Source organism: Streptomyces sp. NPDC040432, from assembly GCF_055595445.1.
Window position 1 is genome coordinate 70,878 of sequence record NZ_JBVIVP010000028.1, and the last position, 20,938, is coordinate 91,815.

The window sequence follows — 20,938 nt, forward strand, 5'->3', positions numbered from 1 at the left end:
AGAGCGAATGCTGGACGCCGGGCTCACGTCCCTCCGTGCCGAGTCGTCCCCGGAACGGGGCAACGCCGAAGGTGCGTTCCGGGGATGGGCAAGACTGGACCTGCTTCGTGCCCTGAAGGACAGAGCGCCTGCCACGCAGCCAACACCTGGAATCCGCCGTCGAGAAGGAAGCGGAACGAAGTTGAACGTGACGCCTGTGGAAGAAGGACCGGAGCCCATCGCCACGAACGCTCCTCCGCTGGTGACCGTGGGCATGGACCTATCGGGCCATTCCGGAACGACCGGGGTCTGCCGTGTCACCTGGTCGGAGCAACCGGTCGTCGAACTGCTCGACGCCAGGGGCGACGAAGACCTCCTGGCGGCCATGCGGTCCGCCGACATGACCGGCGTCGACTCCCCCGTCGGCTGGCCCGTGGCGTTCACCTCTCTGCTCGCCGCTCACCAGGCAGGAGCGAAGCTGCCCGTACGGTCACGCTACGCGTCGCTCCCCGGTGGCCCTGACGGGCTGTGCACGTTCACCCATCGTCTGACCGACGACCTGGCGTGGAAACGCACCGGGGCCGGGAAGCAGCGCCCCCTTTCGGTCGCCGCTGACAAGCTGGGGATCGTGGCCATGCGCGCGGTGAACCTCTTGGAACGGTTGGCCGGGACGGGACCCGCCATCCCCCGGGACGGCTCCGGCTCGGTCGTCGAGGTCTACCCGGCATTCGCACTGATCCAGTGGGGGCTTGCGGGCAGAACCGGCTACAAGGGCTCCAAGCCCGGCGCTGCGGCTGCGAGGGTCGAGATCCTGGCCGGAGTCGCCGACGGTTTGGGCCTCGATTTCGGCGAAGCCGTGCGCGATCGGTGCGCGCGCAGTGACCACGATCTGGACGCGTTGATATCTGCGGTCGTCGCCCGGGCCTCGGCATGCGGGATGACCCATGTGCCGACGACGGAGGAGGAGCGTGCCGTGGCCTTGGTCGAGGGCTGGATACACCTCCCCCGGCAGGATGTTCCGCTCGCCGCCGTGCGGCGCGGAGTCGCTCCCTGAACCTCCGCGCGGCTCGGGCCGCCGAACGGACTTCTAGCCGATGAGGGCCTGGGTGATCTGGCGGGTGGTCTGCGCGGCGATCCGGGGGTCCGTTGCCGCGTACCGGGCGTAGGCGTTCAGGCCCGTGGCAAGGGCCCAGCCGCGTCCCCGGGTCCAGGTCGCCTCGTCCACGTCGAGTGCGGCGCGGAACACGGCCCGGCTCCGCGCGGACAGCAGGGTGAAGGCGATCATCAGGTCCCGGGCGGGGTCGCCGATGCCGAGTCCACCGAAATCGATCACCGCGCTGAGCCGGCCGTCCACCATCAGGAGGTTGCCGGTGTGGAAGTCACCGTGGAACCAGACCGGGGGCCGGTCCCAGCCTGGAGCTTGAAGTGCCGCGTTCCACAGGGCGGTCGCTGCCGTCGCGTCGAACACCCCGTCGAACCGGGCGATGGCAGCCCGGGTGTCCTGGTCGCGATCGGCCGGCGGAGCGTCGCGGAGGCCCGTCGGCACGTCCCCGGGTGGGAGGGTCCCGGGCGTGAACCGTTGGAGGGCCGTCAGGAACCCCGCCAGGTCGACTGCCGCCTCCGACGAGTCGGCCAAGGCCTCGACGGTCGCCTGCTCACCGTCCAGCCAGCGGGCCACCGACCACGGCCACGGATAGCCGAGGGCGGGCCGGCCCGCTTCCACGGGCTCCGGGACTGCCAACGGGAGGTGCGGGGACAGCCGGGGAAGCCATTCGTACTCCTTCGAGAACTGCTCGGCGACCGCCGCGCGGCGCGGCAGCCGGACGGACAGTTCCCCACCCAGCCGGTGGATCACGTGGTCCGAGCCGCCCGGGTCGACCGGAGTCAGTGGCAGTCCGGCCCACTGCGGGAACTGGGTGTCGATCAGGCGCCTCACCAGCTCCGTGCCGATCACCGGAGTGAGGTGCGGGGTGCTTTCGGTCGCCACGTACGGCTCCTGCGGTCGGCCCTCCGGACGGAACGGGCGGTCGGGTTCATCCCAGTGCACCTGCACCCGCCCCGTCCAACGATTTGCGGCCACCCGCGCCCCGACGGCCGCCACGGGCCCGTCGCGACCACGGGCGTCACCGGTCGGAGCGCGAACTCGTTACGGGTTCCACCGAGTTCGTCGGGGGCGGGCGTGGCCGGGCGACGACCGCACGAGCCGGGCAGGGTCGCCGCAGTCCCCGGGGGGCGCACACCGGGCTCGGGGAACGGCCCCTCGGGCCCGGGGTTGAGCAGGGGCCGGACCGAGGTCACGGATCCGTGGGCGTCGCGCCCGCCCGCGCCACCCGGCTCAGGCCTGCCGGACGGTGGAGCGTACGTGTTCCGGGTACCAGGCGGTGATCCTGATGGCGACCACGAGCAGGACGACGGGGATGATCCAGCTGAACCAATCGCCGTGGTGGCCCGATTCCACAGCGATCAGACCGGCGATCGCGATGAGTACGAACACGACACCCCACACGGCCGTCAGCACCCGGTTCGTCCTGCGGAACACCGGCGAGTCCCAGTACTGGGAGGGCACCGATTCTCGGGCGTACTGCTCGGTGAACGGTGTGAACGCCAGCGACCCGAGGGCGACCGCGGCGATGACCCCGCTCGACACTACCTGTGCGTACGTCTCCAACCACATCAGGTCACCGCGGTCGAGCACGAGGGCCAGGATCGAGATCACCGCGAAGAACACCATGCCGGTGATCTCCAACACCTTGACGCTACCGCGTCGCAGGTCGGGCACGTTCAGCACCAGTGAGGCGATCAGCGCGGCGAAGGCGGCCAGCTTCCACGTACTGGGGCTCGCGACCACGTCGAAGATGATCCACGGTGCGAAACCCAGCAGGATGCCGGTATGGCGGGGGGTTGTCCTGTCGTCGGTGCGGTCCGGGGCCATGGCGCCTCCCCTGCGGAGTGCGGAGCGGGCTCCCCGGCGCGGCCGGCCTGAGCGTGCACCCGTCCGGCTCCCATCGTGCACAGCCCCGCACGGCTCCGCATTCCGGGCGGCCGCTCCGGATGCCCGGCAATGGTGTCCGTGCCGCGTTTCTCCGGATGAGCCGGAACGCGGGCGCACCCCGCAACGGGGTCCTTCGTGGGTGCGCACACCGCCGCTCTTCGAGCCCGACCGTGTCCCCATCCGGCGGGTCGTTCGTCCTCCCGGGTGTGCCCGATGACGCAGACCGCCCGATGACCGACCCCGCTGCGCCTTCCACCGCCGGGCAGTACGACGGTCCGCGCCCTGCCGGGCCCGGCCTCCGGGTTTCACCGTGGACGGGCAACGCCGCGTCGCGTATTTTCACTCTGCGCACCGGATCCACGGGCGAATCCTGTCCCATGCCCGTGAGGGGTCCACACCGTCATGTCCCGTTTCCAGGAAGTCCGGCCGCGCCCTCCACTGCCCACGCCGGCACGCGGCACCGGACGCCCCCTGCTCGTGGGCGTCTGTGCACTGCTGACGGCCGCCGTCGCCGCTGACCTCTTCTCTCTTTACGCGGGGATACGGATGCACTTCGAGGTCCTCGGCGGCGGGGGCTTCCGCTACATCGCCGAGGACCGACTGGCCACCGCGGACAAGCTGTTCTCCATCTCGGACCAGTTCCGTGCGGTGACCGTGGCGGCCTGCGCGACCGTCTTCATCGCCTGGTTCCACCGGATGCGGCGCAATGCCGGGGCACTCGCCCCGGACCGGTTCCGCGGAGGGCCCGGCTGGTCCATCGGCGCGTGGTTCGTACCGTTCGCCTGCTTCTGGATGCCGTACCGGATAGCCGTCGACATGTGGTCCGCAGGCCTGCGGACGGCCACGGCCGGCCGGGGCGCCTTCTGGCCGGTGAACCTCTGGTGGGGTTCCTTCGCCGGATCCGTCCTGCTCCGCGCCTACGGCGGAATGCGTTACAGGAGGGCGGAGGACCTCGACGCGCTCCTGGACGCCGTGAACGTGGGCATCGCGGCCGATGCTCTGAACGTCGTGGCGGCCGGCGCGGCCGTGTACTTCGCCGTCCGACTGACCCGATTGCTGACTCCGTCGACGCTCTCGGCCGGCGCCTGACGGGCCGACACCTCGGTCGGGCGGCCCGCCGGTACGGGTTCGCCCCTCGTGGCCGGCCGATCGTGCGGAAACCGGCCGTCGGCCTACGACGGCCGCTCCGTGTCGGTGGCCATCCGGGCGGCGGGGCGCGTACGAAGCCAGTACGAGCGGGCCGCCAGGGTCAGGCTGGTGCCGTAGACGGCGAAGGCGGCCATCCCTATCCAGCCGACCAGCAGCGCGTCGCCCGAGGAGTGGAAGTCACCGCGTCGCATCGTCAGCACGCCGGACGTGACCAGGGTCAGATAGCCGGCCCCCACGAAGCCGTACGGGGCAAGCGTGGCAGCGCCCAGCAGCGCCGGGGCGAGCGGAAGCCACCGTGGGACCCGTCGACCGCGCAGGAAGAGCGTCCAGCGAGGGAAGACCTGCCCCCACGGGCGGACCAGACCCCAGAGCAGGAAGACACCGAGTGCGGCCAGCAGTGCCGTGGGGTCCAGGCCCCACGATTCCAGGGCGAGGAAGGTTTCCGAGGCACCGTTGCGCTCCGATACGGCGAGCATCTCCTCGCCGCTGATGCCCGCGAACGTGCCGCCGGACGCCCAGACCAGCTTCATCGCCGCGTACGGAACGAATGCCAGCGTCCCTGCAATGGCGGCGAGTTGGACGAGTCGCGGGGCGGCGGACGGTGCTCGTACAGCAGTGCCGGCGGGCCGGCGGTCGGATCGGGCGGTGGCCGCGAGCAGGACTGCCCCGATGGCCGCCAGAGCCTTGTTCGCGGTGGATACCGGGCTTTCGGCTCCCTGAGCGAACATCAGCGTGATCACATCCATCAGCAGACTGAACGCGGTGATCACGGCCGCCCCGCTGAGGACCCCGAGCAGTAGCCGTAGCACCGGGCGCAGCCCGTGCCGTACCACCGCTCCGCTGGTCAGGGCCGCCGGCACCCCCAGCGCCATGACCGTCCAGGCCGGCCAGGCCCCGCCGTGGTGCGACAAGGTGGTCCCGGTCAGTACGCATGCCAGGCCGAAAGCGGCGTATGCCACCGCCCACAGCATCGTTGCCCGGGCCACCCGGTACGGCCATTGCCGCTGCGGGGCGCTCCGGTGTGTCTGCGTCGTCCGCGCGAAACCGGTCATGTGTCGAAGGTCCCAGCAGTTGCGGTGGGGGGCATCGGCCGCCGGAACAATCCCCCTCGATCTCTCTCCCCCAACCGGGTGAGGGGCGACCGGGGCAAAGGATGAGATGGATGAGACTCATGGTCCGACGGCTCGGCCCGCCCCGTGAACGTCCGCGCCCTGCGCCAAGGGGCCGGCGAGCAGGGCTTCGTGCCGAGACGTTCTCGACGGCTCGGCACCGTCCAGGACACGCCGCCGCCACCGGGCCCGGAAACAGGCCCTGCGTGGTTCGAACGGGATCCGGGGGCGTTGGCCCGGTCAGCCTCGGCGGAACAGGTCGCCCTCCCCCGCCCTGTGCCTTCCCGTCGGCAGGGATCCCCCGCCGCCGGGAATTTCCCGGCCTTCCTGGAGCCACTGCCGCTCCAGGGCGTCGTAGATCGGGGAATCCCACGCCCAACCGGTGTCCGCCCCCGTATCGGCGGACGCCCTCGGTGCTGGAACGGTTCTCTGGTCCATATCCAGCCCAACGACGCCATGCCGGGCGCCGTATCGGTCCGTGACCCACCCGTCACCAGAAGACCGCGTGAGCCGGGGTCACGACCACCCGACCGGGCCGGGAGCGGGCCCTCACGGCTGCGTCGGATTCCGGGGTTCAGGGGCCGCCCCGGGGGCATGCGCCATCGGCCCGGAGCCGGCCGTTGCCCGGGATCAGCGAGGGCTGAGGAGGCAGAACTCGTTGCCTTCCGGGTCGGCCAGAACCGTCCAGTGGATCGCCGACTGGTCGATGCCAGGGGTGGTGGCGCCCAGGGCACGCAGGCGGGTCTCTTCTGCCTTGAGGTCGTCACCGGTGTACGGGCTGATGTCGAGGTGGACCCGGTTCCATCCGCTCTTGGCGTCGGGAGAGCGGACGAACTCCAGGTACGGGCCTACGCCTTGGGCGGAACGCATGGACGCCTGGTCGTCGGTGACGCCGTGGAGGGTCCAGTCCATCGCCTCGCCCCAGAACCGGGCCATCGCCCGCGGGTCGGTGCAGTCGACGACCACCGCGGCGATCACCCCGGTGTCCTGGTAGATCGGGCGGGGTTCCAGGACGCAGAACTCGTTGCCCTCCGGGTCGGCCATCACAGTCCAGGGGACGTCGCCCTGGCCCACGTCGGCGAACGTCGCGCCCAGGTCCCGCAGGCGCGCGACCAGTTCCGCCTGATGGGCGGTCGAGGTGGTGGCCAGATCAAGGTGCACCCGGTTCTTCACCGTTTTGGGTTCCGGGCGGGCGATGATGTCGATGCAGACGGCCGCCGGGTCGGGGTAGGCGAATCCCACGGGTTCGAGGTTCGTCACGCCGGGGCCCTCGCTGTCGACGCCCCATCCGAGTGCCTCCGCCCAGAACCGGCCGAGCGCGGAATCGTCGTGGGCCTTCATATTGATCTGTACGAGTCGTGTTGCCATGTCGAAGATCCTAGGACCTGCCCTCGGCCCGGGCCGAGGGCGATGACCTGCGGTGGCACCGTCGGTGACCATGGTCACGAGTGGTGACGGGCCATCCCCTCGACGGCATCGGCGTGCTCGCTCCACTGTCGGTGACACGGGTGAGGATGGGCGGCATGACGAAAACCGGAGCGGACTACGCGTGGTTCGAGAACGACTTCCCTGACCTCGCCGAGGCGTACTGCTTCACTCTGGTACGGGGGCTGTCGCCCGATGACGTGGTGTCCCGGCTGGAGGGACGGAAGGAAGAGCCCTTGCGGGGTGTCGGGGCGGTCGTCGACGCCGCTTTCGCTCCGTACGGGTCGGCCGAGGGCGCACGTCAGTTGGTCGCCCTGACCACTGTGGGTGCCTGGACGCTGCTGATCGAGCCGAACGGATATCTCGGTGTCAGCGAGGACCGGGCGCTGCCCGCCTCGACCGGGGCGAGTTGGGTCTCCCACTTCGTGAATGTCAACGCCGTAGGCACGTTCCTCTGGGCGCAGGATCAGGTTCTGCGGCTCTGCTTCGACCCCATGTTCCCGGAGGACAGGTGGGGAACCGTGCCCGACGAACTTCTCGACGTCATGCGGCAGATCGGATTCCACTTCGAGGAGGCTCCGGAAACGGACCTGTCCTCGCCGGCGGCGTTCGCTCTGGCGGAGCACCTGACCGGCGTCGCCATCACGCCCGAGCTGCTTCGGGACACCGTGTTCGCCTGCGCCACCATCGCAGTGCGGTGACGTCCGGCCGTCGCGGTGCGCTCCCCGGCGTCGCCGAAGGGCCGAGGGGCCGGCGCGTGCCCGGCCCCGACCGGGTCGTCGACCGCGGGCGGGGCGGCGGGCCGGCCCTCACGCCCCGGCGTCGGCTACCCGCGGATGCCCGACTAGGTGTTCCAGGAAGAAGGATGCCGCCTCCTCGCCGACCCGGATGCGGACCTGCGGGTCTGCCGGTTCCGGCGCGAAGAAGGGAGAAGCCGGCGGCGCCGACCGGGCCGAGGGGGTGCTCGCGGTCGAGCGCGCCAAGGGCGAAGGAGATGTCCCGAGGCCGCTCCCACACGTGCAGGAAGCCCTCCGGTTCGTAGCCGTCGACGAAGTTGTTGCCGTGGTGGTCGAGAGCGGCGACCCGGAAACCCGCCGCGCGCAGCGGGCGCACCAGCCAGTGCATCTCGCCGCCCGACCCGCCGGTGCCGTGCGAGACGAACACCAGCGGGGCGGGAACGGCCGGGGACGGTACTGCGTCCTTCGGGTCAGTCGGAGCAGTACGGCGCCGGGGTTTCGGGTCCGTGGCGAGAGGGAGGGCCGGATGGCAAGGGGTGGGCGAGGAGCGGGAAGGTGGTACGTGGCCCTGGCGGTGGGAATACCGTCGGCCCTGGCCGCGATCGTCATGGCGGTGGTGTTCACGGGGACCGGCGCACCGGGGCGCAGCCCGCTCCACCGGGCGGTGGATTCCTACCTCGACGTGGTGGGCGGCGAAGGTGCCCCACCGGTGCGTGCGCAGGGCGGCAACTGCCCGGAGGGGCAGGGGGATCCCACGGCCGCCCTGCGCGGGATCACGTCGCCCGCCTTCGGGCACCGCATCGTGTCGTCCACCGAGAGCGGTGACAGTGCCTCCGTCAACGTCGACCTCACTCCGAAGGTCGGCGCCCCCGTCGCGATCGTCCTGGACCTGCGCCGGACCGGCGTCCGCTGGGACGTCTGTGCGGCCTCCACCGGCCGGGTGCACATCGATCCTGACCCGTTCTAGGGGGTGTTGTGAGAGCGGGCCGGGCGGGACTTCCACAACGCCCCCTGGCCTCCGGCCCGGTCGCGCGGAGGTCCGGGGCTTCGGTCCGGTCGCGCCACCTGGTAGGCTCGCCCACTTCGATCCGCAGCCTTGGCCTTGCGTTCGTTCGGTACGGCGGAGTCCGTCCGGTGCCCCGGCCAGGTGCAAGATCCTCGCGCACGCGTCGAAAGGTCTTGCTGTGAAGAAGTTCGATCAGGACGAGTTCGATCGGAACGGGACGGCTCCGAATTCCGAAGGCGTCCATCTGCTGACCGTTGTCAGCCCGCGCAAGGACGAGGGCAACAGCCCGACCGGGATCGTCGGTCGAAGGCTGGCGCGACAGTTGGTCTCCCTGGGTCGTCCCGTGCGGGTGATCGCCGAGCCGGGCCAGTGCGACGGCTGGCCCGACGGCGTCGAGGTGGTTCCCGGCTCCATCACCAGGCCACTGGAGTGCGCCTCGGCCTTCGACGGCGTCAAGGCCGTGTTCCTCGCGGGCGCCGTTCCGTCCACGGTCGAGAAGGCCTTGGCCCTGGCTCGCAACGCCGGTGCGAGGAAGATCGTCCTGTTGTCGTCGCACGGGTCGGAGTACGAGGAGGCGAATGCGCCGGACACCTGGTTCTGGCTGGCGATCGAGAAGGCGGTCGAGCGCTCGACCATCCCGTGGACGCACATCCGGCCATCGGCGGTGATGGGTGCCGTCGTCGAGGGAACCTACCCGGCGACAGGGTCGGACTGGCCCGACACCGTGCGCGCCGACGGGGTGGTCCGTGAGGCTTTCCTCGACGGTGGCCACTACCCCTTCATCCACGAGGAGGACCTCGCCGCCGTGGTGGCCTCGGCCCTGATCGGCGACGACTTCACCGGGATGGTGATCGAGGGGGTGGGCCCGCCGCTCAGCACACGTTCTCGCACTCGGAGCATCGGCGCCGCCCTAGGCCGGGACATCGCCACCGTCGAGCTGACACCTGATGAGAGCCGGGCGATCTGGCGGGGTCGCGGCTGGCCCGACGGTGCGATCGACGTGACGTTGTACGCCCTTGAGGAGTACGGCGCCCGGTTCGCGGAGCTCGCCCGGTGGACGGCCGAGCAGCGGCCGTCCGTCGAGGACATCATCGGCCGTCCGATGCTCACGTACGACCACTGGGTGCGCGAGAACATCGACTCGTTCCGCTGACCTCCGGGCCACCGCAGCCGGCGTGAGCCGCCTGCCGGGTCTTCGGCCGACTTCGTTCGAAGACCCGGCAGGTGGGTGGATCGCCGTGACCCTCCGGGCCGTTCGGCCGGAGTGCCGCGGCACCGCGTGCGACGGGAGAGGGGTCCACGGTGTGGCGGTCAGCGTGCGGCGACCGTGGCGGATCGTGCGGTGCCCGCGTCGAGCACGGCGTCCACCACGGCTTCGTCCGGCGCGGACGGTGTGGCGCTCCGCCGCGAGCGGAGGCCGAAGGCACTGATCGAGGCGGCGGCCACGGCCGCCGCGAACGGCACGAGCAGTCCGGCCCGGTACCCGTCCAGCAGTGCGGCAGGGGTCTGCGCGTGCGTGGCCGACACAGAGACGGCGGTGACCGCGGAGAGCCCGAGGGCGGCACCGAACTGGAAGGCGGTGTGGAGCAGGCCGCCCGCGAGCCCCTGCTCCTCCTCCGCGATGCCTTCCGTGGCCGCGATGGTGAGCGGGCCGTAGGCCTGGGAGAACGCGAGGCCGAGAATGACGAGGCCCGGGAGCATGGCGGTGTAGCTCCAGTCGGCTCCCAGCGGGAGGAACAGGGCGTAGGCGAGTACCGCCGCCAGGAGCCCACCGAAGATCACCTTGGCGTTGCCGAAGCGGTCGACCAGTCGTGGGGTGAGTGTCGGCGAGAGGATCACGTCGACCCAGATAACCAACATGTTCAGCGGCCGAGATCGCGCGGGACATGGCATCCGCCGCTCCGAGGACGGCGGTACTCGCCTGATCGCCCCCGCCGGCCGGCCGTCGCCCCGGCCCCGTTCCCCCACCACCGAGGTCGGGTCGTCGGAGCGTCCTCGCATCCCCAACCGTCCGTGCCGCCTCTCGGGAACACTCAGGTCACGGGCGGGTCGGGGCGCGCGCAGGAGGAGTTGCCCAAGCCCTGGCGAGGGGCAGGGGTGTGGTGTTTCCTTGAGGTGGCCCATCCGGACGGACACCATCGATCCGACACAACCCCCAGGCCACTCAGCCGAGTTCGCCGTACATCCGGCAGCCGGGGTGACGAGCGCGGTACGGCAGCACGGCCGGGCATGACGACACCGTCAGAGCCGGTGCGACGAAGCCAAGCTGATGGGGGACTCCATGACCGCCGTCCACAACGTCCCGGACATCCTGTCCCAGGAATTCGCCGACAACCCGTACCCGACCTACAGCGCCCTGCGCGAGCACGCGCCCCTGCTCTGGCACGACGCGACGCAGAGCTACCTGATCTCGCGCTACGAGGACGTGGCACGGGCCTTCAAGGACAAGGAGTCGCAGTTCACCACGGACAACTACGCCTGGCAGGCCGAGCCCGTGCACGGGAGGACGCTTCTCCAGCTCAGCGGGCGCGAACACTCCACCCGGCGGGCTCTGGTGGCGCCCGCCTTCCGCGGCAACGAACTGCGGGAGAAGGTTCTTCCGGTCATCGAGCGCAATTCCCGTGAGCTGATCGACGCGTTCCGCGGCGCCGGCTCCGTCGACCTGGTGAGCGGCTTCGCCTCCCACTTCCCCATCTCGGTGATCGCCGACATGTTCGGGCTGGACCGGTCCGGCCACGAACACATCGGCGGCTGGTACCGGGCCTTCGTGGCGTTCACCGCCAACCTGTCCGGTGATCCCGAGTTCGCGGCGGCCGGCGTCCGGGCCCAGGCCGAGTTCGCCGCGTACATGCTGCCGATCATCAGCGACAGGCGGAGCAACCTCGGTGATGACCTGCTGTCCGCGCTGTGCACCGCCGAGGTGGACGGGGTACGCATGAGCGACGAGGACATCAAGGCCTTCTGCAGCCTGCTGCTCACCGCGGGTGCCGAGACCACGGACAAGGCCATAGCCGGCCTCTTCGCGAACCTGCTGGCCCACCCCGAGCAGCTTGAGGCCGTCCGGCAGGACCGCGGACTCATCGACCGGGCCTTCGCCGAGACCCTTCGCTTCACCCCACCGGTGCACATGATCATGCGCCAGTCCGCCGCCGAGGTCCGGACGAGCGGGGGCACGATTCCCGCCGGCTCCACCGTCACCTGCCTCATCGGGGCGGCCAACCGTGATCCCGGGCGGTACGAGTCCCCGGACCGCTTCGACATCTTCCGCGACGACCTGACGGCGACCACCGCATTCTCGGCGGCGGCGGACCACCTGGCCTTCGCGCTCGGACGGCACTTCTGCGTCGGCGCGCTCCTCGCCAAGGCCGAAGTGGAGACCGCCGTCAATCAACTCCTCGACGCGATGCCGGACATTCGGCCCGCCGACGGCTACGACCCTTCCGAGCAAGGGGTGTTCACCCGTGGACCGAAGTCCCTGCTCGTGGAGTTCACGCCGACCCCGCCCGCAGGAAGGGCACCCTGACGGCGGTCGCTGCGAGGTTCCGAAGGGTTCCCCTCGGATGGGAACGGGTCGCCGGTCGCCGGTATCCGGCCGGCCCGGGTCGTGGACGTCGAGGCATTCCCTCGGCGGCCGCCCGGCCGGCCGTACGCGGTAAGGACCGTCGTCGCCCGGTGGTGCACCATGGCGGGGGCTCCAACGGTGGGGTTCAGGTGCCGAGGAGGCAGTGTTGCTCGAATGGAAACCGGTGCACCCGGGCCGCCGTCCCGTTCCCGACCCCACCGCGACCTCCTCCGTGTGGGCGCTGACGACCACGGCGGCCCTGGCCGTCGTGGTCGCCTTCCACCTCCTCGGACGGCAGGGCGGCACCACCGCCGGTCTCGTCGTCCTGTCACTCGTGGTCGCGCTGACCAGCACCGGCGCCCGGCTCGCCGCCGCGCCCGGTACCGCGCTGCTCTGCTGGGCGGTGCTCAACGCCTTCGGCGCCCCGCCCATCGGAGAGCTCACCTGGGCCGCCCCGCACGACCCCGCCCGGATCGCCTGCCTGCTCCTCGCCGCCACCGCGGGCACCGCGACGGCCCGCATCGCCCATGCCCGCGCCGCCTATCGACGACTGGACCAGTGACCCGGGACCGGCGGGTGACCGGCAGCGGACCGGGGGCGGGAGCGGTCCTCTCCGCAAGGGGTTTTCGAGGGCGCCCGATGGGCGGAGTCGACGCGGGCCCGGTCGGGTGGGGCCCGGAGGGTTCGCGACGATGGTGGCCCTCGGCACTCAGTACGATGGGGCGCACTTCGCGTGGGACCACGACCCCAGGACGGGAGGCTTGAGCATGACGGCCCGGCACGACAAGGAAGGCGCGTCCCCCTCGCGTCGGGGGCAGGGTGAGTTGGAGGCGCAGGTTCTGGCCGTGCTCGGTACCGCCCCGGGGCCGGTGACCGTCGCATGGGTGCAGGAGCGCCTGCCCGGCGGGTTGGCGTACACGACCGTGATCACGATCCTGACCCGCCTGCACGCCAAGGGGGCGGTGGAACGCGAGCGTGCCGGTCGCTCCTTCGAGTGGGTGCGGGTGACCGACGAGGCGGGGCTCGCGGCGCTGCGGATGCGCAAGGTCCTGGACGGCGAGGCCGACCGGGAGGCGGTGTTGACGAGTTTCGTCACGTCGCTGTCCCCGGGGGACGAGGACCTGCTGCGGGGTCTGCTCTCGCAGGTGGACGAAGAGGGAGAGCGCTGAGCACCGATGGGGGTCTTCGTCTTCCTGCCCTTGGTGTTGCCGCTGACCGCGTGGCCCATTGCCCGGCTCGCCGAGCACCATCTCCATCCGCGGACCGGGACCTGGCTGCTGACGGGCATCGCGGTCGTTCTGGCGGTGTGCAGCACGCTGTGCCTGGCGTTGCTGATGGTGGTCGGGACCGCGCAATTGCCGGGGAACCCGCTGCCCGACGGCTGGTCCGATCCGGAGGTGCGTGAGGCGGTTCCGTACGACGAGGTCGCCGGAAAAGTGGCCATTCCCGCGCTGTTCGGCGCTCTCGCCGGTTGCGCGTCGATCACCTGGGGTCACTTCCGTGTGCGGCGTGCGGCCCGGCGCGCTCTGGGCTCCTTGCCGGACCGGAGTGTGGCCGTGCTGCCCGACGACGAGGCCTTCGCCTTCGCGCTGCCCGGACGACGTCAGAGGATCGTCGTGAGCTCCGGCATGTTGGCGGAGCTCGACGGGCGTGAGCGGCGGGCCCTGTTCGCCCATGAACGCGCCCACCTGAACGCCCGGCACCACCGGTTCCTGTTGGCCTCGCGGTTGGCGGCGTGCGCCAATCCGTTCCTGCGTCCCCTGTGCACGTCGGTCACCTACACCACCGAACGGTGGGCCGACGAGGAGGCGGCTGCGGTGACGGGAAACCGTCGGGGTGTCGCCCGGGCCGTGGCCAAGGCGGCCTTGGTGCGGGTGGCCGCTCCGGAGCGGGCCCTCGCACACTTCGCGGCGGCGGGTCCGGTGCCGCGGCGGGTGGCCGCGCTGCTGGCTCCCGCGCCGGCGGCGCTGCGCTGGCCACCGGTCTTCACGGCAGCGGGCCTCGCCGTGTGGGGCGCCGCGGCCGGTACGGCCGCCTCGGCCCTGTCATCGGCGAACTCGGCCATCACGTTGTTCTCCATCCTCAAGGCCGCGACCCCGCTGTAGGGGCGGAGTCCCCGGCCCCTGCAGCGGGGCCGGGGAGCGGACGCGGGCCCCGGGGTGCCGAAGGTCGACATCGGCCACACCCGGGTTCCCGGACCCGATGAGCGGGCGGGCGCCCCCTCGTCGCCCTCTGCTCAGAGGTCGAATTCGTGGGGCGGCAGGTCGAGGATGTAGCAGGCCTCGCGTACGACGGCCTGCTCGGTCTTGTCGAAATCGCCGTCCGCGCCCCCGATGACGATGCCGATCTGGATGACCGCGCGAGCCTCTGCGGGCTTCTTCTTGGCCTTGGCGACCTCTTGCAGAACGGCGACCTTGCCGAAGTCGAAGTCGGCAGCCAGCTTGTCGAGATTCGCGTCGAAGCGCCGCTGAAGGTCGGCGGCGTCGAAGTTCTGCAACACCTCGTTGGTGCCGATGAGCTGGGCCACCCGACGGCGTTCGGCAGGGTCGATGGTGCCGTCGGCGGCGGCGACCAGAGCACACATGGCCATGCTCGCGTCGCGGAACGCACCGCTCTTGAGGTCGTTCTTCCTCGCCACCAGCTGGGTCTGCATCGTTGATGCGGATTCCTTGATCCGGTCCCACAGTGCCACGCTCACTCCTCATTTCTTGAACGGCGATATCGGGCCGGCGCCCGAAACCATTTGATTTCTACAACTCTGTAGAAGTTATCAGCAGGGTTCCCGCTCCGGCGCCCCACCCTCCTCGCCCTCGTCATCCTCGAAGAAGTCGCCCACCTCGTCGACCACCTCGGCCGCGACCATGCCTCCGACCACGCCGGCAGCTCCGGCCGCGACGACCGCCCCCACGCCGGGGCCGGATCGACGTCCGCCACCGGAACCGCCATGGCTCCCGTGCCCCTTGTCGGCATGCGGGACGCCGACATGGGCGTGGGTGTCGACCTGAGCGTCCCAGTCGGACCGATGCGCGACCAGTTGACGGATCCAACCATCGACCTCCGCTCTCCAGTCGCGATGCGGAACGTCGGCGTGCTCGACGCCGTACCGACCCAGGATGTCGCGCTCCTCGGAGCACCCGTCCCCGCGCCTGTCGGCTTCCAGGACGACCTCGACGCCTCCGGGGCCGGCGAGGAAGGTCAACTCGATCTCGTCGACCTGCCGCGCGTAGGCGGGGGCCGGGACGAGTTCGATCTCCTGGTAGAACGGGAGTCGCTGCCCGGTGCCGCGAATGTGACCCAGTTCGAGGTCGGCGGATTTGAAGCCGAAGCCGAGCTGCCCGAGGGCCTCCAGGACGGCTTCCTGGGCGGGAAGCGGACGGACCGTGAGCGGGTCGAGGTCACCCTTGCCCTTCGCGCCGGCGATGCCGAGCTCGGTTCGCACACCCAGGACGATGCCCAGCGACTGCCCGTGCAGTTCGGTGATCGGTGTCTCCCATGGCAGGGTGACCGCGAAGGGGATGCCGCGCCCCTCCCCCGCCGCCAAGCGGAATCCGCCGGCCACGGTGAACCGCTCGAAGGCGAGGGCACCCTGGGGCTCACCGTCCTCGTACTCCGCCTCCACGTGGGCGATCAGTTCCAGGGTGACGTGCTCGATCGCGAAGTCGGCGTTGCCGCCCTTGAGGTGCACCTGGCCGCTGAGCGTCCCGCCGGGAACGGCTGCGATCGGGTCCAGGACCGTGTCCACGGCCGGGCCGCCCATACCGAGCGAGCCGAGCAGTCTCTTGAACACCATGGTGGCGTTCACTCCTTCTGGTTGCGCTTGCGTTCACCGGAAGCGGGGCGGCACGGCGCGGGCGTGCCGCCCCGCGGATCGGGCCTACTTGGCGGAGCCGTCCAGGGTGACCAGAGCCTGGGCCCAGGAGACGCACTTCGGGCCGGCGAGGTCGGCGACGGCCCTGACGCCGAACGCCTCCTGAGGGAGGTCGCCCCGCCGATCACTGACGCCCTTCAGGGCCGACACGGGCGCTGCGAGGATCTCCGGCAGCCCCTTGTCCGCCCACGCCTTGTCCAGCACCTTGCTCGATCGATCGAAGCCATTGCGGGTCCCCTCCACAGGTCATCACGGCAGGTTTGAGTGGGTAGGTGTACGCGTCCCGGCGCAACGGCGGCCGGGGTCGCGGAACCAGACACCCCTCTCTGTTTCTACAGATCTGTAGAAGCATAGAGGCCGGCGGGGCGCAGTCGGGTCACATTCCCGGGAGCTTTCGCGAAGAGGGCCGAAATCGATGGACGGGGTGCGCTCGCGCCGGGCGCGGTCGGGCGCCCGCTTCCGCCCGGCCGACAACTCCACTTCGGTCGACCCGAGTTCAGCACCGGACTCCCCCCGATGTGATCCAGCACACGAACGACGGCCCCCTCGGGACGTGAGGGTGGGTAAGGAACCGGGACGGGACGGGACGAAGGCCTCCCGCACCCGGCAACCTTCTCCGACCGGGCGAACGAAACCCCTTGCCCAATGGTCAAGAAGTGTTGACCATTGGGGCATGCCAAATGAAGATCTTCCAGAGACGTTCCACGTCACCACTGACGAACAACTGCGCGCAGTGTCCAATCTGACGCGCCATCGGATCATGGCCGTGCTGCGATTCGAGCCCGCGACGATCACCCAGATCGCCGAACGGGTGGGCCTCGCCAAGGGAAGTTCCAGCTATCACGTACGGCTGCTCGAACGGGCCGGCCTGGTCAAAGTGGTACGGACCAGGAAGGTACGGGGGGTCACCGAGCGGTACTACGCGATGGCCGCGCGGACGATCGCGTTGCCTGATCCGGGCGAGGGAGGGCCGGACGTGCTGATGCGCCATGCGGTGGCGGACCTGGAAGCCGCCCCGGCCGATGGCGAGCGGCACGTGCGAATGGCGCATCTACGACTCACGGAGGAGCAGTTCGCCGAGCTGGGAGCGCGGCTGCAGGCACTGGCGGACGAGTACCGGGAACTGTCCGACCCATCGCTGCCGGACGCCTCACTCGTCTTCGCGCTGTTCCACCCCGCACCGCGCAAGCAGGTCGAAGAGGAGGCCAAGTGAGTTTTCGAATAAGGAAGTTGCCGCTCGGATTCGGACGGCTGTGGACCGCGCAGACCGTCTCCTCGCTCGGTGACGGAGTGCTGCACACCGCACTACCACTGCTCGCGTTGATGTTGACTCGGGATCCGATGGCACTCGCCGTCGTCACGGCCTCCGGGACACTGCCGTGGCTGTTCTTCGGGATCCTCGGCGGTGCGCTGGTGGACCGCTGGGATCGTCGGCGCACGATGTGGGTCGCGGACGCGGTGCGTGCCGTGCTCCTCGCGATACCGGCGGCCGCGGCCGCGCTCGACCTGCTGAGCATTCCGCTGCTGGCGGCCGTCGCCTTCCTGCTCGGCCTCGGCGGGCTCTTCTTCGACACGGCCGCCACGGCCTACCTTCCGGACCTGCTCGGCCGCGACCCCGCGGCCCTCGAACGCGCCAACTCCCGTCTTCGCGGGTCCCAGACCGCAGCCTTCGGGTTCGTGGGCCCGCCCCTGGGCAGTGCACTGCTCGCGTTCGGACGGGCGGTGCCGCTGCTCGTCGACGCGGTGTCGTTCGCGTGCTCCGCACTGCTCGTGCGCTCGCTGCCCGCCACTCCACGCCACGCACCGGAAGCCGGGGCGTCGCTTCTTCGGCAGGCGCGGGCCGGTGCCTCGTACGTCTTCGGGGATCGATTGCTGCTCGGGCTCGCGCTGCGTCCGGCGGTCGGGAACATCGCCTTCCTGGCCGTGGAGACCGTACTGGCCCTCTTCGCGCACGACCGTCTCGGCATCGACACCATCGGCTTCGGCCTGCTCCTCACGGCTGAGGCCACCGGCGGGCTCCTCGGCGCGGGGATCGCCTCCGTCCTCGGCCGACGGCTCGGCACCGGTACCGCGCTGACCTGCACGGCCGCAGTGGAGGGGCTGGCCATCCTGGCGCTCGCCTCAGCCCCGAACCCGTACGTCGCCGGGCTCGCGCTCGCCGTGTGCGGGGCGGGCATGGGCGCCACGATGGTGCTCGCTCCGTCCCTTCGGCAGGCGATCGTACCGGCCCACCTGATGGGACGTGTCGCTTCCACCTCCCGCATGCTCTCCATGTGCGCCGCCCCGTTCGGCGCCCTGCTCGGCGGCTGGCTGGCCACCGCGTACGACGTGCGCACCCCGCTCTACGCCGCGGCCGGCCTTCTCCTCGCCATGACCGCCGTCACGTCGACCATGACCAGCAACCGCCGGGTCGAGGCGGCCCTGCGCGCCGCCGCATCCCCTGTTGATCCGGATCACGCGGACTCCCGGGTTCCCGTTCGGGAGGCTGCCGTGTGGACCGCCGGCGCGTCCTGTCCGGCGTGCGACACCCGGTCACAGCTCCGGCCCGTCAACGCAATAGCCTCAGCCCGTGACCCGCAGCCGCAGCCGGACCGAGCAGCCTCGCCCTGCCGAGCCCCCGCCCTTTCAGACCCTGTTGGACAGCACGAACTGGGCGTCGCTCGCGACGGCCGGCGGAACGGGTGAATCCCTGCCGGCGGCGCTGACGCTCCTGACCAGCCCGGATCCGGCGGTCAGGGAGTCCGCTCTCGGCGATGCGCTGGGACCGGTGACGCACCAGAACAGCATCTACGAGGCCACCGTGCCCGTGGCGCTCTGCGTCGCGGCGATCCTCAGCCACCCCACCATCGCCGCGGTCGACCGAGGTCGGGACGCCGCGACTCCCTCGACCCGCCGCACCCTCGTACAACTCCTCGACTGGCTCGGGGACACCGCCCGCGACGCCGATGACGAGAGCGTTGCCCTCGACGAAGGTTCCCAGGACGAGGGCGGTCTCGATGACCACCCGGAGATGCGCGCGTTCAGGGACGCACGGCCGACCCTCTTCTCCGCCGTACGGGCCCTTCTCCGCGATGACGACGCGGACGTGCGCGGCGCCGCCCTGATCGCTGCCCTTCCACTCATCGAGCACCCCCTCCTCACCGGGCACCGGGCCGATCTCGCCCACCACGCACGAGCTCTTCTGACCACCAGCGCCGACCGTCGCCATCGCGACCGCGCCCTGAAGGCGCTGAAGGCATGGGGGCACGACACCAGCACCTTGGAGAACGCGTCCGATGTCGCGACTCGCGAACGGCACGCCCGCCTGAGAGCTGAACGCGCTTCTTGGAACGGCGGCCGACCGGCCGGCGGCTACAGCGCGGACCCGCCGTTCTGACCGAGGGCCCGGATCGCCCGCCATCGGGTGCTCGACGCGCCTGCCCGCGACCCGGGATCGCGCGCCGGTCGGCGGGCGTCGGGTTGCGCGGGTGTCCCGGGCGCCGGCCCGCGGAGTATCGGCTCGTCGGTCAAGGGTCGAAGCTGCCGCCGTCGGCGATGGCGGCCGTCCGTACGATCCGGCGCCGCTCGGTGGCGCGCCGGCGCGCCCGGGAGCGTGGACTCCGGAATTCCGTACGGCCCGGCACGGTCACCCGTGTCGCCGGACGAGGGATGATGCTCCGCATGACATTCGAACATCCTGCCGAGAAGAACGAGGACGGCCGCGTCGGGCCGTTCGAGAGGCTGGCCGAGCTGGCCTCCAACTTCACGAGCTCGGCGGTCTTCTTCGCGGTGTGCGTTGCCCTGGTGGTCAACGTCGTGGTCGTGCACGCCCTCCACCTGTCCCAGAGCTGGCAGCACCTGGCGGGCGACGCCGTTGCCTCCGTCGCGCTGCTGCTGTTGGCCCTGCTGAAGAACTCCGAGCGGCGGGCCGAGCACGCCATCCAGCGCAAGCTCGACGCCATCGCCGCCGCCCTGCTGGAACAGCATTCGGGTGAGCCCGGCCCGGCGCACGAGGAACTGAGGAAGGCCATCGGGATCGAGGAGCGCCAGTAGGGGCCGCCTCGGGTCGCCGTGGCCCGTGGCAGGGTCGGCTGCTCGCTCATCGGGCCCGCCCCGGTGCTCACCGATCGCCTCGCCTGTGGACCGGCACCGGAACCCGGCTGCCGACCGTCCGCGTGGCGGTGGCGTTCCCGGGTTCCGGTGACGGGGCGGGGCCCCCGAGAGGGGTGGGGGCCCCGCGGTTCAGCAGGCGCGGTAGCGGTAGCCCCGCGCGCCGGCGGCGGAGACGTCGAGGTCGCGCTGCACGATCGCGAGCTTCGAGCCCCAACCGGAGCAGGCCCGGTCGTAGCCGGAGTTCTCGTACTCGATGACGAACACGCGGTTGGCGTAGGCCTTCGCGAAGTCCCCGCACTCGTTGTACTGGCCGCACTCCTCGGCGACGGCGAAGTCGAAGCCGATCTTCGTCCGGTCGGAGAGCATCTCGGCGGTGTTCTTCTGGCCGATGGCCAGTCCCTCGGCGTGGGCGCGGTCGGCGAGGAGCTTCGCGAAGGCCACGTTGTGCGCCTTGGTCAGGCGGCCCCCCGAGCGGTCGAAGGAGTCCAGGTTGTCGGGCTCCACCGCCTGGAAGCCGCTGCGCGCACAACCCTTGATCCAGTCTCCGACGACCTTGGCGAGCCGGGTGCGCTTGTCCGGCGTGGAGGTGTCGAGGAGCGCCTCGCCCCAGTCCTCGTCGAGGACGGGACGCTTGGCGGTGTCACGCAGCACCAGGTCGGGATGGTTCTTCTGCCACCAGCCGAGTGCGTCGGGCTGGGCCTGGAAGGCGTTGACGTAGCAGATGTTGTACAGACCGGCCGCAGGCTGGGCGGAGCGGTCGCGGGAGACGACCTTCACCCCCTTGGGGGGCGTGTACGCGGCCCCGATCTGGTAGTCGAAGGACGCGTTGGCCACCGGGAGCCGTAGGGCGGCGGCCTGTCCCGCGGAGGCCTGCGAAAGGGTCAGGCCCGCTCCGACGGCGAGGACGACGCCCGTGGCGCCGGCGGCCAGGGTGGATTTGCGACGCAGGAAGGGGGTCGCGGAGTGCTTCGGCACACGTTCTCCAGTGCGAGGTGCGATGAGGTGTTCGCATACTGCGC

Annotated in this window: 20 protein-coding genes and 2 pseudogenes; 13 read left to right on the forward strand and 9 right to left on the reverse strand. The window is 70.9% G+C overall.

All coding sequences use genetic code 11. The annotated features are described in order from the left end of the window. Positions 1–241: 241 nt before the first annotated feature. Positions 242–1,033 carry a DUF429 domain-containing protein gene (locus ACZ58N_RS34555; RefSeq protein WP_471168229.1) on the forward strand — a complete coding sequence of 264 codons (792 nt, stop codon included), beginning with the start codon at positions 242–244 and terminating at the stop codon, positions 1,031–1,033. A gap of 33 nt (positions 1,034–1,066) precedes the next feature. On the opposite strand, the gene ACZ58N_RS34560 is transcribed toward ACZ58N_RS34555, so the two are convergent. Both ACZ58N_RS34560 and ACZ58N_RS34565 read right to left on the reverse strand, forming a co-directional pair. Continuing rightward, entirely contained in the window at positions 1,067–1,966 is a 900-nt protein-coding gene (locus ACZ58N_RS34560; RefSeq protein WP_471168232.1) for an aminoglycoside phosphotransferase family protein, read from the reverse strand. 348 nt (positions 1,967–2,314) lie between these two features. Next, positions 2,315–2,911, reverse strand: coding sequence for a DUF3159 domain-containing protein (locus tag ACZ58N_RS34565; RefSeq protein WP_471168234.1), 597 nt, complete (start codon positions 2,909–2,911; stop codon positions 2,315–2,317). Positions 2,912–3,373: 462 nt separating this feature from the next. Here ACZ58N_RS34565 and ACZ58N_RS34570 point away from each other — a divergent pair, with 462 nt between their 5' ends. Further along, positions 3,374–4,060: a DUF4328 domain-containing protein gene (locus ACZ58N_RS34570; protein ID WP_471168236.1), complete on the forward strand. Its 687-nt coding sequence runs from the start codon at positions 3,374–3,376 to the stop codon at positions 4,058–4,060. A gap of 83 nt (positions 4,061–4,143) precedes the next feature. Here ACZ58N_RS34570 and ACZ58N_RS34575 read toward each other — a convergent pair whose 3' ends face one another. Together ACZ58N_RS34575 and ACZ58N_RS34580 are read right to left on the reverse strand one after the other, a co-directional pair. Continuing rightward, complete coding sequence (locus tag ACZ58N_RS34575; protein WP_471168239.1) at positions 4,144–5,079, reverse strand: hypothetical protein; 936 nt, start codon at positions 5,077–5,079, stop codon at positions 4,144–4,146. A 780-nt stretch (positions 5,080–5,859) separates the two neighbouring features. Then, positions 5,860–6,597, reverse strand: coding sequence for a VOC family protein (locus ACZ58N_RS34580; RefSeq protein ID WP_471168242.1), 738 nt, complete (start codon positions 6,595–6,597; stop codon positions 5,860–5,862). Positions 6,598–6,752: 155 nt separating this feature from the next. Here ACZ58N_RS34580 and ACZ58N_RS34585 point away from each other — a divergent pair, with 155 nt between their 5' ends. The 3 genes from ACZ58N_RS34585 to ACZ58N_RS34595 all read left to right on the forward strand — a co-directional run bounded on the left by ACZ58N_RS34585 (position 6,753) and on the right by ACZ58N_RS34595 (position 9,550). After that, positions 6,753–7,355 (forward strand): DUF6461 domain-containing protein, encoded by a 603-nt coding sequence (locus ACZ58N_RS34585; RefSeq protein WP_471168244.1) that lies wholly within the window; start codon positions 6,753–6,755, stop codon positions 7,353–7,355. Between the two features lie 598 nt (positions 7,356–7,953). Then, the gene (locus ACZ58N_RS34590) at positions 7,954–8,358 is read left to right on the forward strand and encodes a hypothetical protein (protein ID WP_471168246.1); all 405 of its coding nucleotides are present in this window, start codon (positions 7,954–7,956) and stop codon (positions 8,356–8,358) included. 217 nt (positions 8,359–8,575) lie between these two features. Then, a complete protein-coding gene (locus ACZ58N_RS34595; protein WP_471168249.1) occupies positions 8,576–9,550 on the forward strand; it encodes an NAD(P)H-binding protein in 975 nt (324 codons plus the stop codon). Between the two features lie 158 nt (positions 9,551–9,708). Here the strand turns inward: ACZ58N_RS34595 and ACZ58N_RS34600 are convergent. After that, a pseudogene (locus tag ACZ58N_RS34600) lies at positions 9,709–10,257 on the reverse strand (MFS transporter); the annotation flags it as partial. Between the two features lie 421 nt (positions 10,258–10,678). Between ACZ58N_RS34600 and ACZ58N_RS34605 the strand changes: the two are divergent. The 4 genes from ACZ58N_RS34605 to ACZ58N_RS34620 all read left to right on the forward strand — a co-directional run bounded on the left by ACZ58N_RS34605 (position 10,679) and on the right by ACZ58N_RS34620 (position 14,064). Beyond that, complete coding sequence (locus ACZ58N_RS34605) at positions 10,679–11,920, forward strand: cytochrome P450 (RefSeq protein ID WP_471168252.1); 1,242 nt, start codon at positions 10,679–10,681, stop codon at positions 11,918–11,920. Between the two features lie 205 nt (positions 11,921–12,125). Further along, positions 12,126–12,521, forward strand: a complete 396-nt coding sequence (locus ACZ58N_RS34610) for a DUF4118 domain-containing protein (protein WP_471168255.1) — start codon at positions 12,126–12,128, stop codon at positions 12,519–12,521. Between the two features lie 205 nt (positions 12,522–12,726). Beyond that, a complete protein-coding gene (locus ACZ58N_RS34615; protein ID WP_471168258.1) occupies positions 12,727–13,128 on the forward strand; it encodes a BlaI/MecI/CopY family transcriptional regulator in 402 nt (133 codons plus the stop codon). Positions 13,129–13,134: 6 nt separating this feature from the next. After that, a complete protein-coding gene (locus ACZ58N_RS34620; RefSeq protein ID WP_471168261.1) occupies positions 13,135–14,064 on the forward strand; it encodes a M56 family metallopeptidase in 930 nt (309 codons plus the stop codon). A 131-nt stretch (positions 14,065–14,195) separates the two neighbouring features. On the opposite strand, the gene ACZ58N_RS34625 is transcribed toward ACZ58N_RS34620, so the two are convergent. The 3 genes and pseudogenes from ACZ58N_RS34625 to ACZ58N_RS34635 all read right to left on the reverse strand — a co-directional run bounded on the left by ACZ58N_RS34625 (position 14,196) and on the right by ACZ58N_RS34635 (position 16,054). Further along, complete coding sequence (locus ACZ58N_RS34625; RefSeq protein WP_471168306.1) at positions 14,196–14,651, reverse strand: tellurite resistance TerB family protein; 456 nt, start codon at positions 14,649–14,651, stop codon at positions 14,196–14,198. 78 nt (positions 14,652–14,729) lie between these two features. Continuing rightward, positions 14,730–15,749 (reverse strand): sporulation protein, encoded by a 1,020-nt coding sequence (locus ACZ58N_RS34630; protein ID WP_471168264.1) that lies wholly within the window; start codon positions 15,747–15,749, stop codon positions 14,730–14,732. A gap of 84 nt (positions 15,750–15,833) precedes the next feature. Continuing rightward, positions 15,834–16,054: pseudogene (locus tag ACZ58N_RS34635) on the reverse strand (hypothetical protein). Between the two features lie 446 nt (positions 16,055–16,500). Here ACZ58N_RS34635 and ACZ58N_RS34640 point away from each other — a divergent pair. The 4 genes from ACZ58N_RS34640 to ACZ58N_RS34655 all read left to right on the forward strand — a co-directional run bounded on the left by ACZ58N_RS34640 (position 16,501) and on the right by ACZ58N_RS34655 (position 19,859). Further along, positions 16,501–17,040 carry an ArsR/SmtB family transcription factor gene (locus ACZ58N_RS34640; RefSeq protein WP_471168267.1) on the forward strand — a complete coding sequence of 180 codons (540 nt, stop codon included), beginning with the start codon at positions 16,501–16,503 and terminating at the stop codon, positions 17,038–17,040. Beyond that, positions 17,037–18,512, forward strand: coding sequence for an MFS transporter (locus ACZ58N_RS34645; RefSeq protein ID WP_471168270.1), 1,476 nt, complete (start codon positions 17,037–17,039; stop codon positions 18,510–18,512). The genes ACZ58N_RS34640 and ACZ58N_RS34645 overlap by 4 nt, the downstream gene beginning before the upstream one ends. Then, complete coding sequence (locus ACZ58N_RS34650; RefSeq protein ID WP_471168272.1) at positions 18,463–19,203, forward strand: hypothetical protein; 741 nt, start codon at positions 18,463–18,465, stop codon at positions 19,201–19,203. Before ACZ58N_RS34645 ends, ACZ58N_RS34650 begins: the two co-directional genes overlap by 50 nt. A 284-nt stretch (positions 19,204–19,487) precedes the next feature. Next, complete coding sequence (locus tag ACZ58N_RS34655) at positions 19,488–19,859, forward strand: low affinity iron permease family protein (RefSeq protein WP_471168275.1); 372 nt, start codon at positions 19,488–19,490, stop codon at positions 19,857–19,859. 189 nt (positions 19,860–20,048) lie between these two features. Here ACZ58N_RS34655 and ACZ58N_RS34660 read toward each other — a convergent pair whose 3' ends face one another. Next, complete coding sequence (locus ACZ58N_RS34660; RefSeq protein ID WP_471168278.1) at positions 20,049–20,894, reverse strand: endo alpha-1,4 polygalactosaminidase; 846 nt, start codon at positions 20,892–20,894, stop codon at positions 20,049–20,051. Between the last annotated feature and the right edge of the window lie 44 nt (positions 20,895–20,938).

What these genes read in the sequence shown, in the direction of transcription:
- ACZ58N_RS34640 (WP_471168267.1), top strand. Translation starts at nt 16,501, where the DNA reads ATGCCAAATGAAGATCTTCCAGAGACGTTCCACGTCACCACTGACGAA.
- ACZ58N_RS34620 (WP_471168261.1), top strand. Translation starts at nt 13,135, where the DNA reads ATGGGGGTCTTCGTCTTCCTGCCCTTGGTGTTGCCGCTGACCGCGTGG.
- ACZ58N_RS34605 (WP_471168252.1), top strand. Translation starts at nt 10,679, where the DNA reads ATGACCGCCGTCCACAACGTCCCGGACATCCTGTCCCAGGAATTCGCC.
- ACZ58N_RS34615 (WP_471168258.1), top strand. Translation starts at nt 12,727, where the DNA reads ATGACGGCCCGGCACGACAAGGAAGGCGCGTCCCCCTCGCGTCGGGGG.
- ACZ58N_RS34570 (WP_471168236.1), top strand. Translation starts at nt 3,374, where the DNA reads ATGTCCCGTTTCCAGGAAGTCCGGCCGCGCCCTCCACTGCCCACGCCG.
- ACZ58N_RS34630 (WP_471168264.1), bottom strand. Translation starts at nt 15,749, where the DNA reads ATGGTGTTCAAGAGACTGCTCGGCTCGCTCGGTATGGGCGGCCCGGCC.
- ACZ58N_RS34585 (WP_471168244.1), top strand. Translation starts at nt 6,753, where the DNA reads ATGACGAAAACCGGAGCGGACTACGCGTGGTTCGAGAACGACTTCCCT.
- ACZ58N_RS34580 (WP_471168242.1), bottom strand. Translation starts at nt 6,597, where the DNA reads ATGGCAACACGACTCGTACAGATCAATATGAAGGCCCACGACGATTCC.
- ACZ58N_RS34655 (WP_471168275.1), top strand. Translation starts at nt 19,488, where the DNA reads ATGACATTCGAACATCCTGCCGAGAAGAACGAGGACGGCCGCGTCGGG.
- ACZ58N_RS34565 (WP_471168234.1), bottom strand. Translation starts at nt 2,911, where the DNA reads ATGGCCCCGGACCGCACCGACGACAGGACAACCCCCCGCCATACCGGC.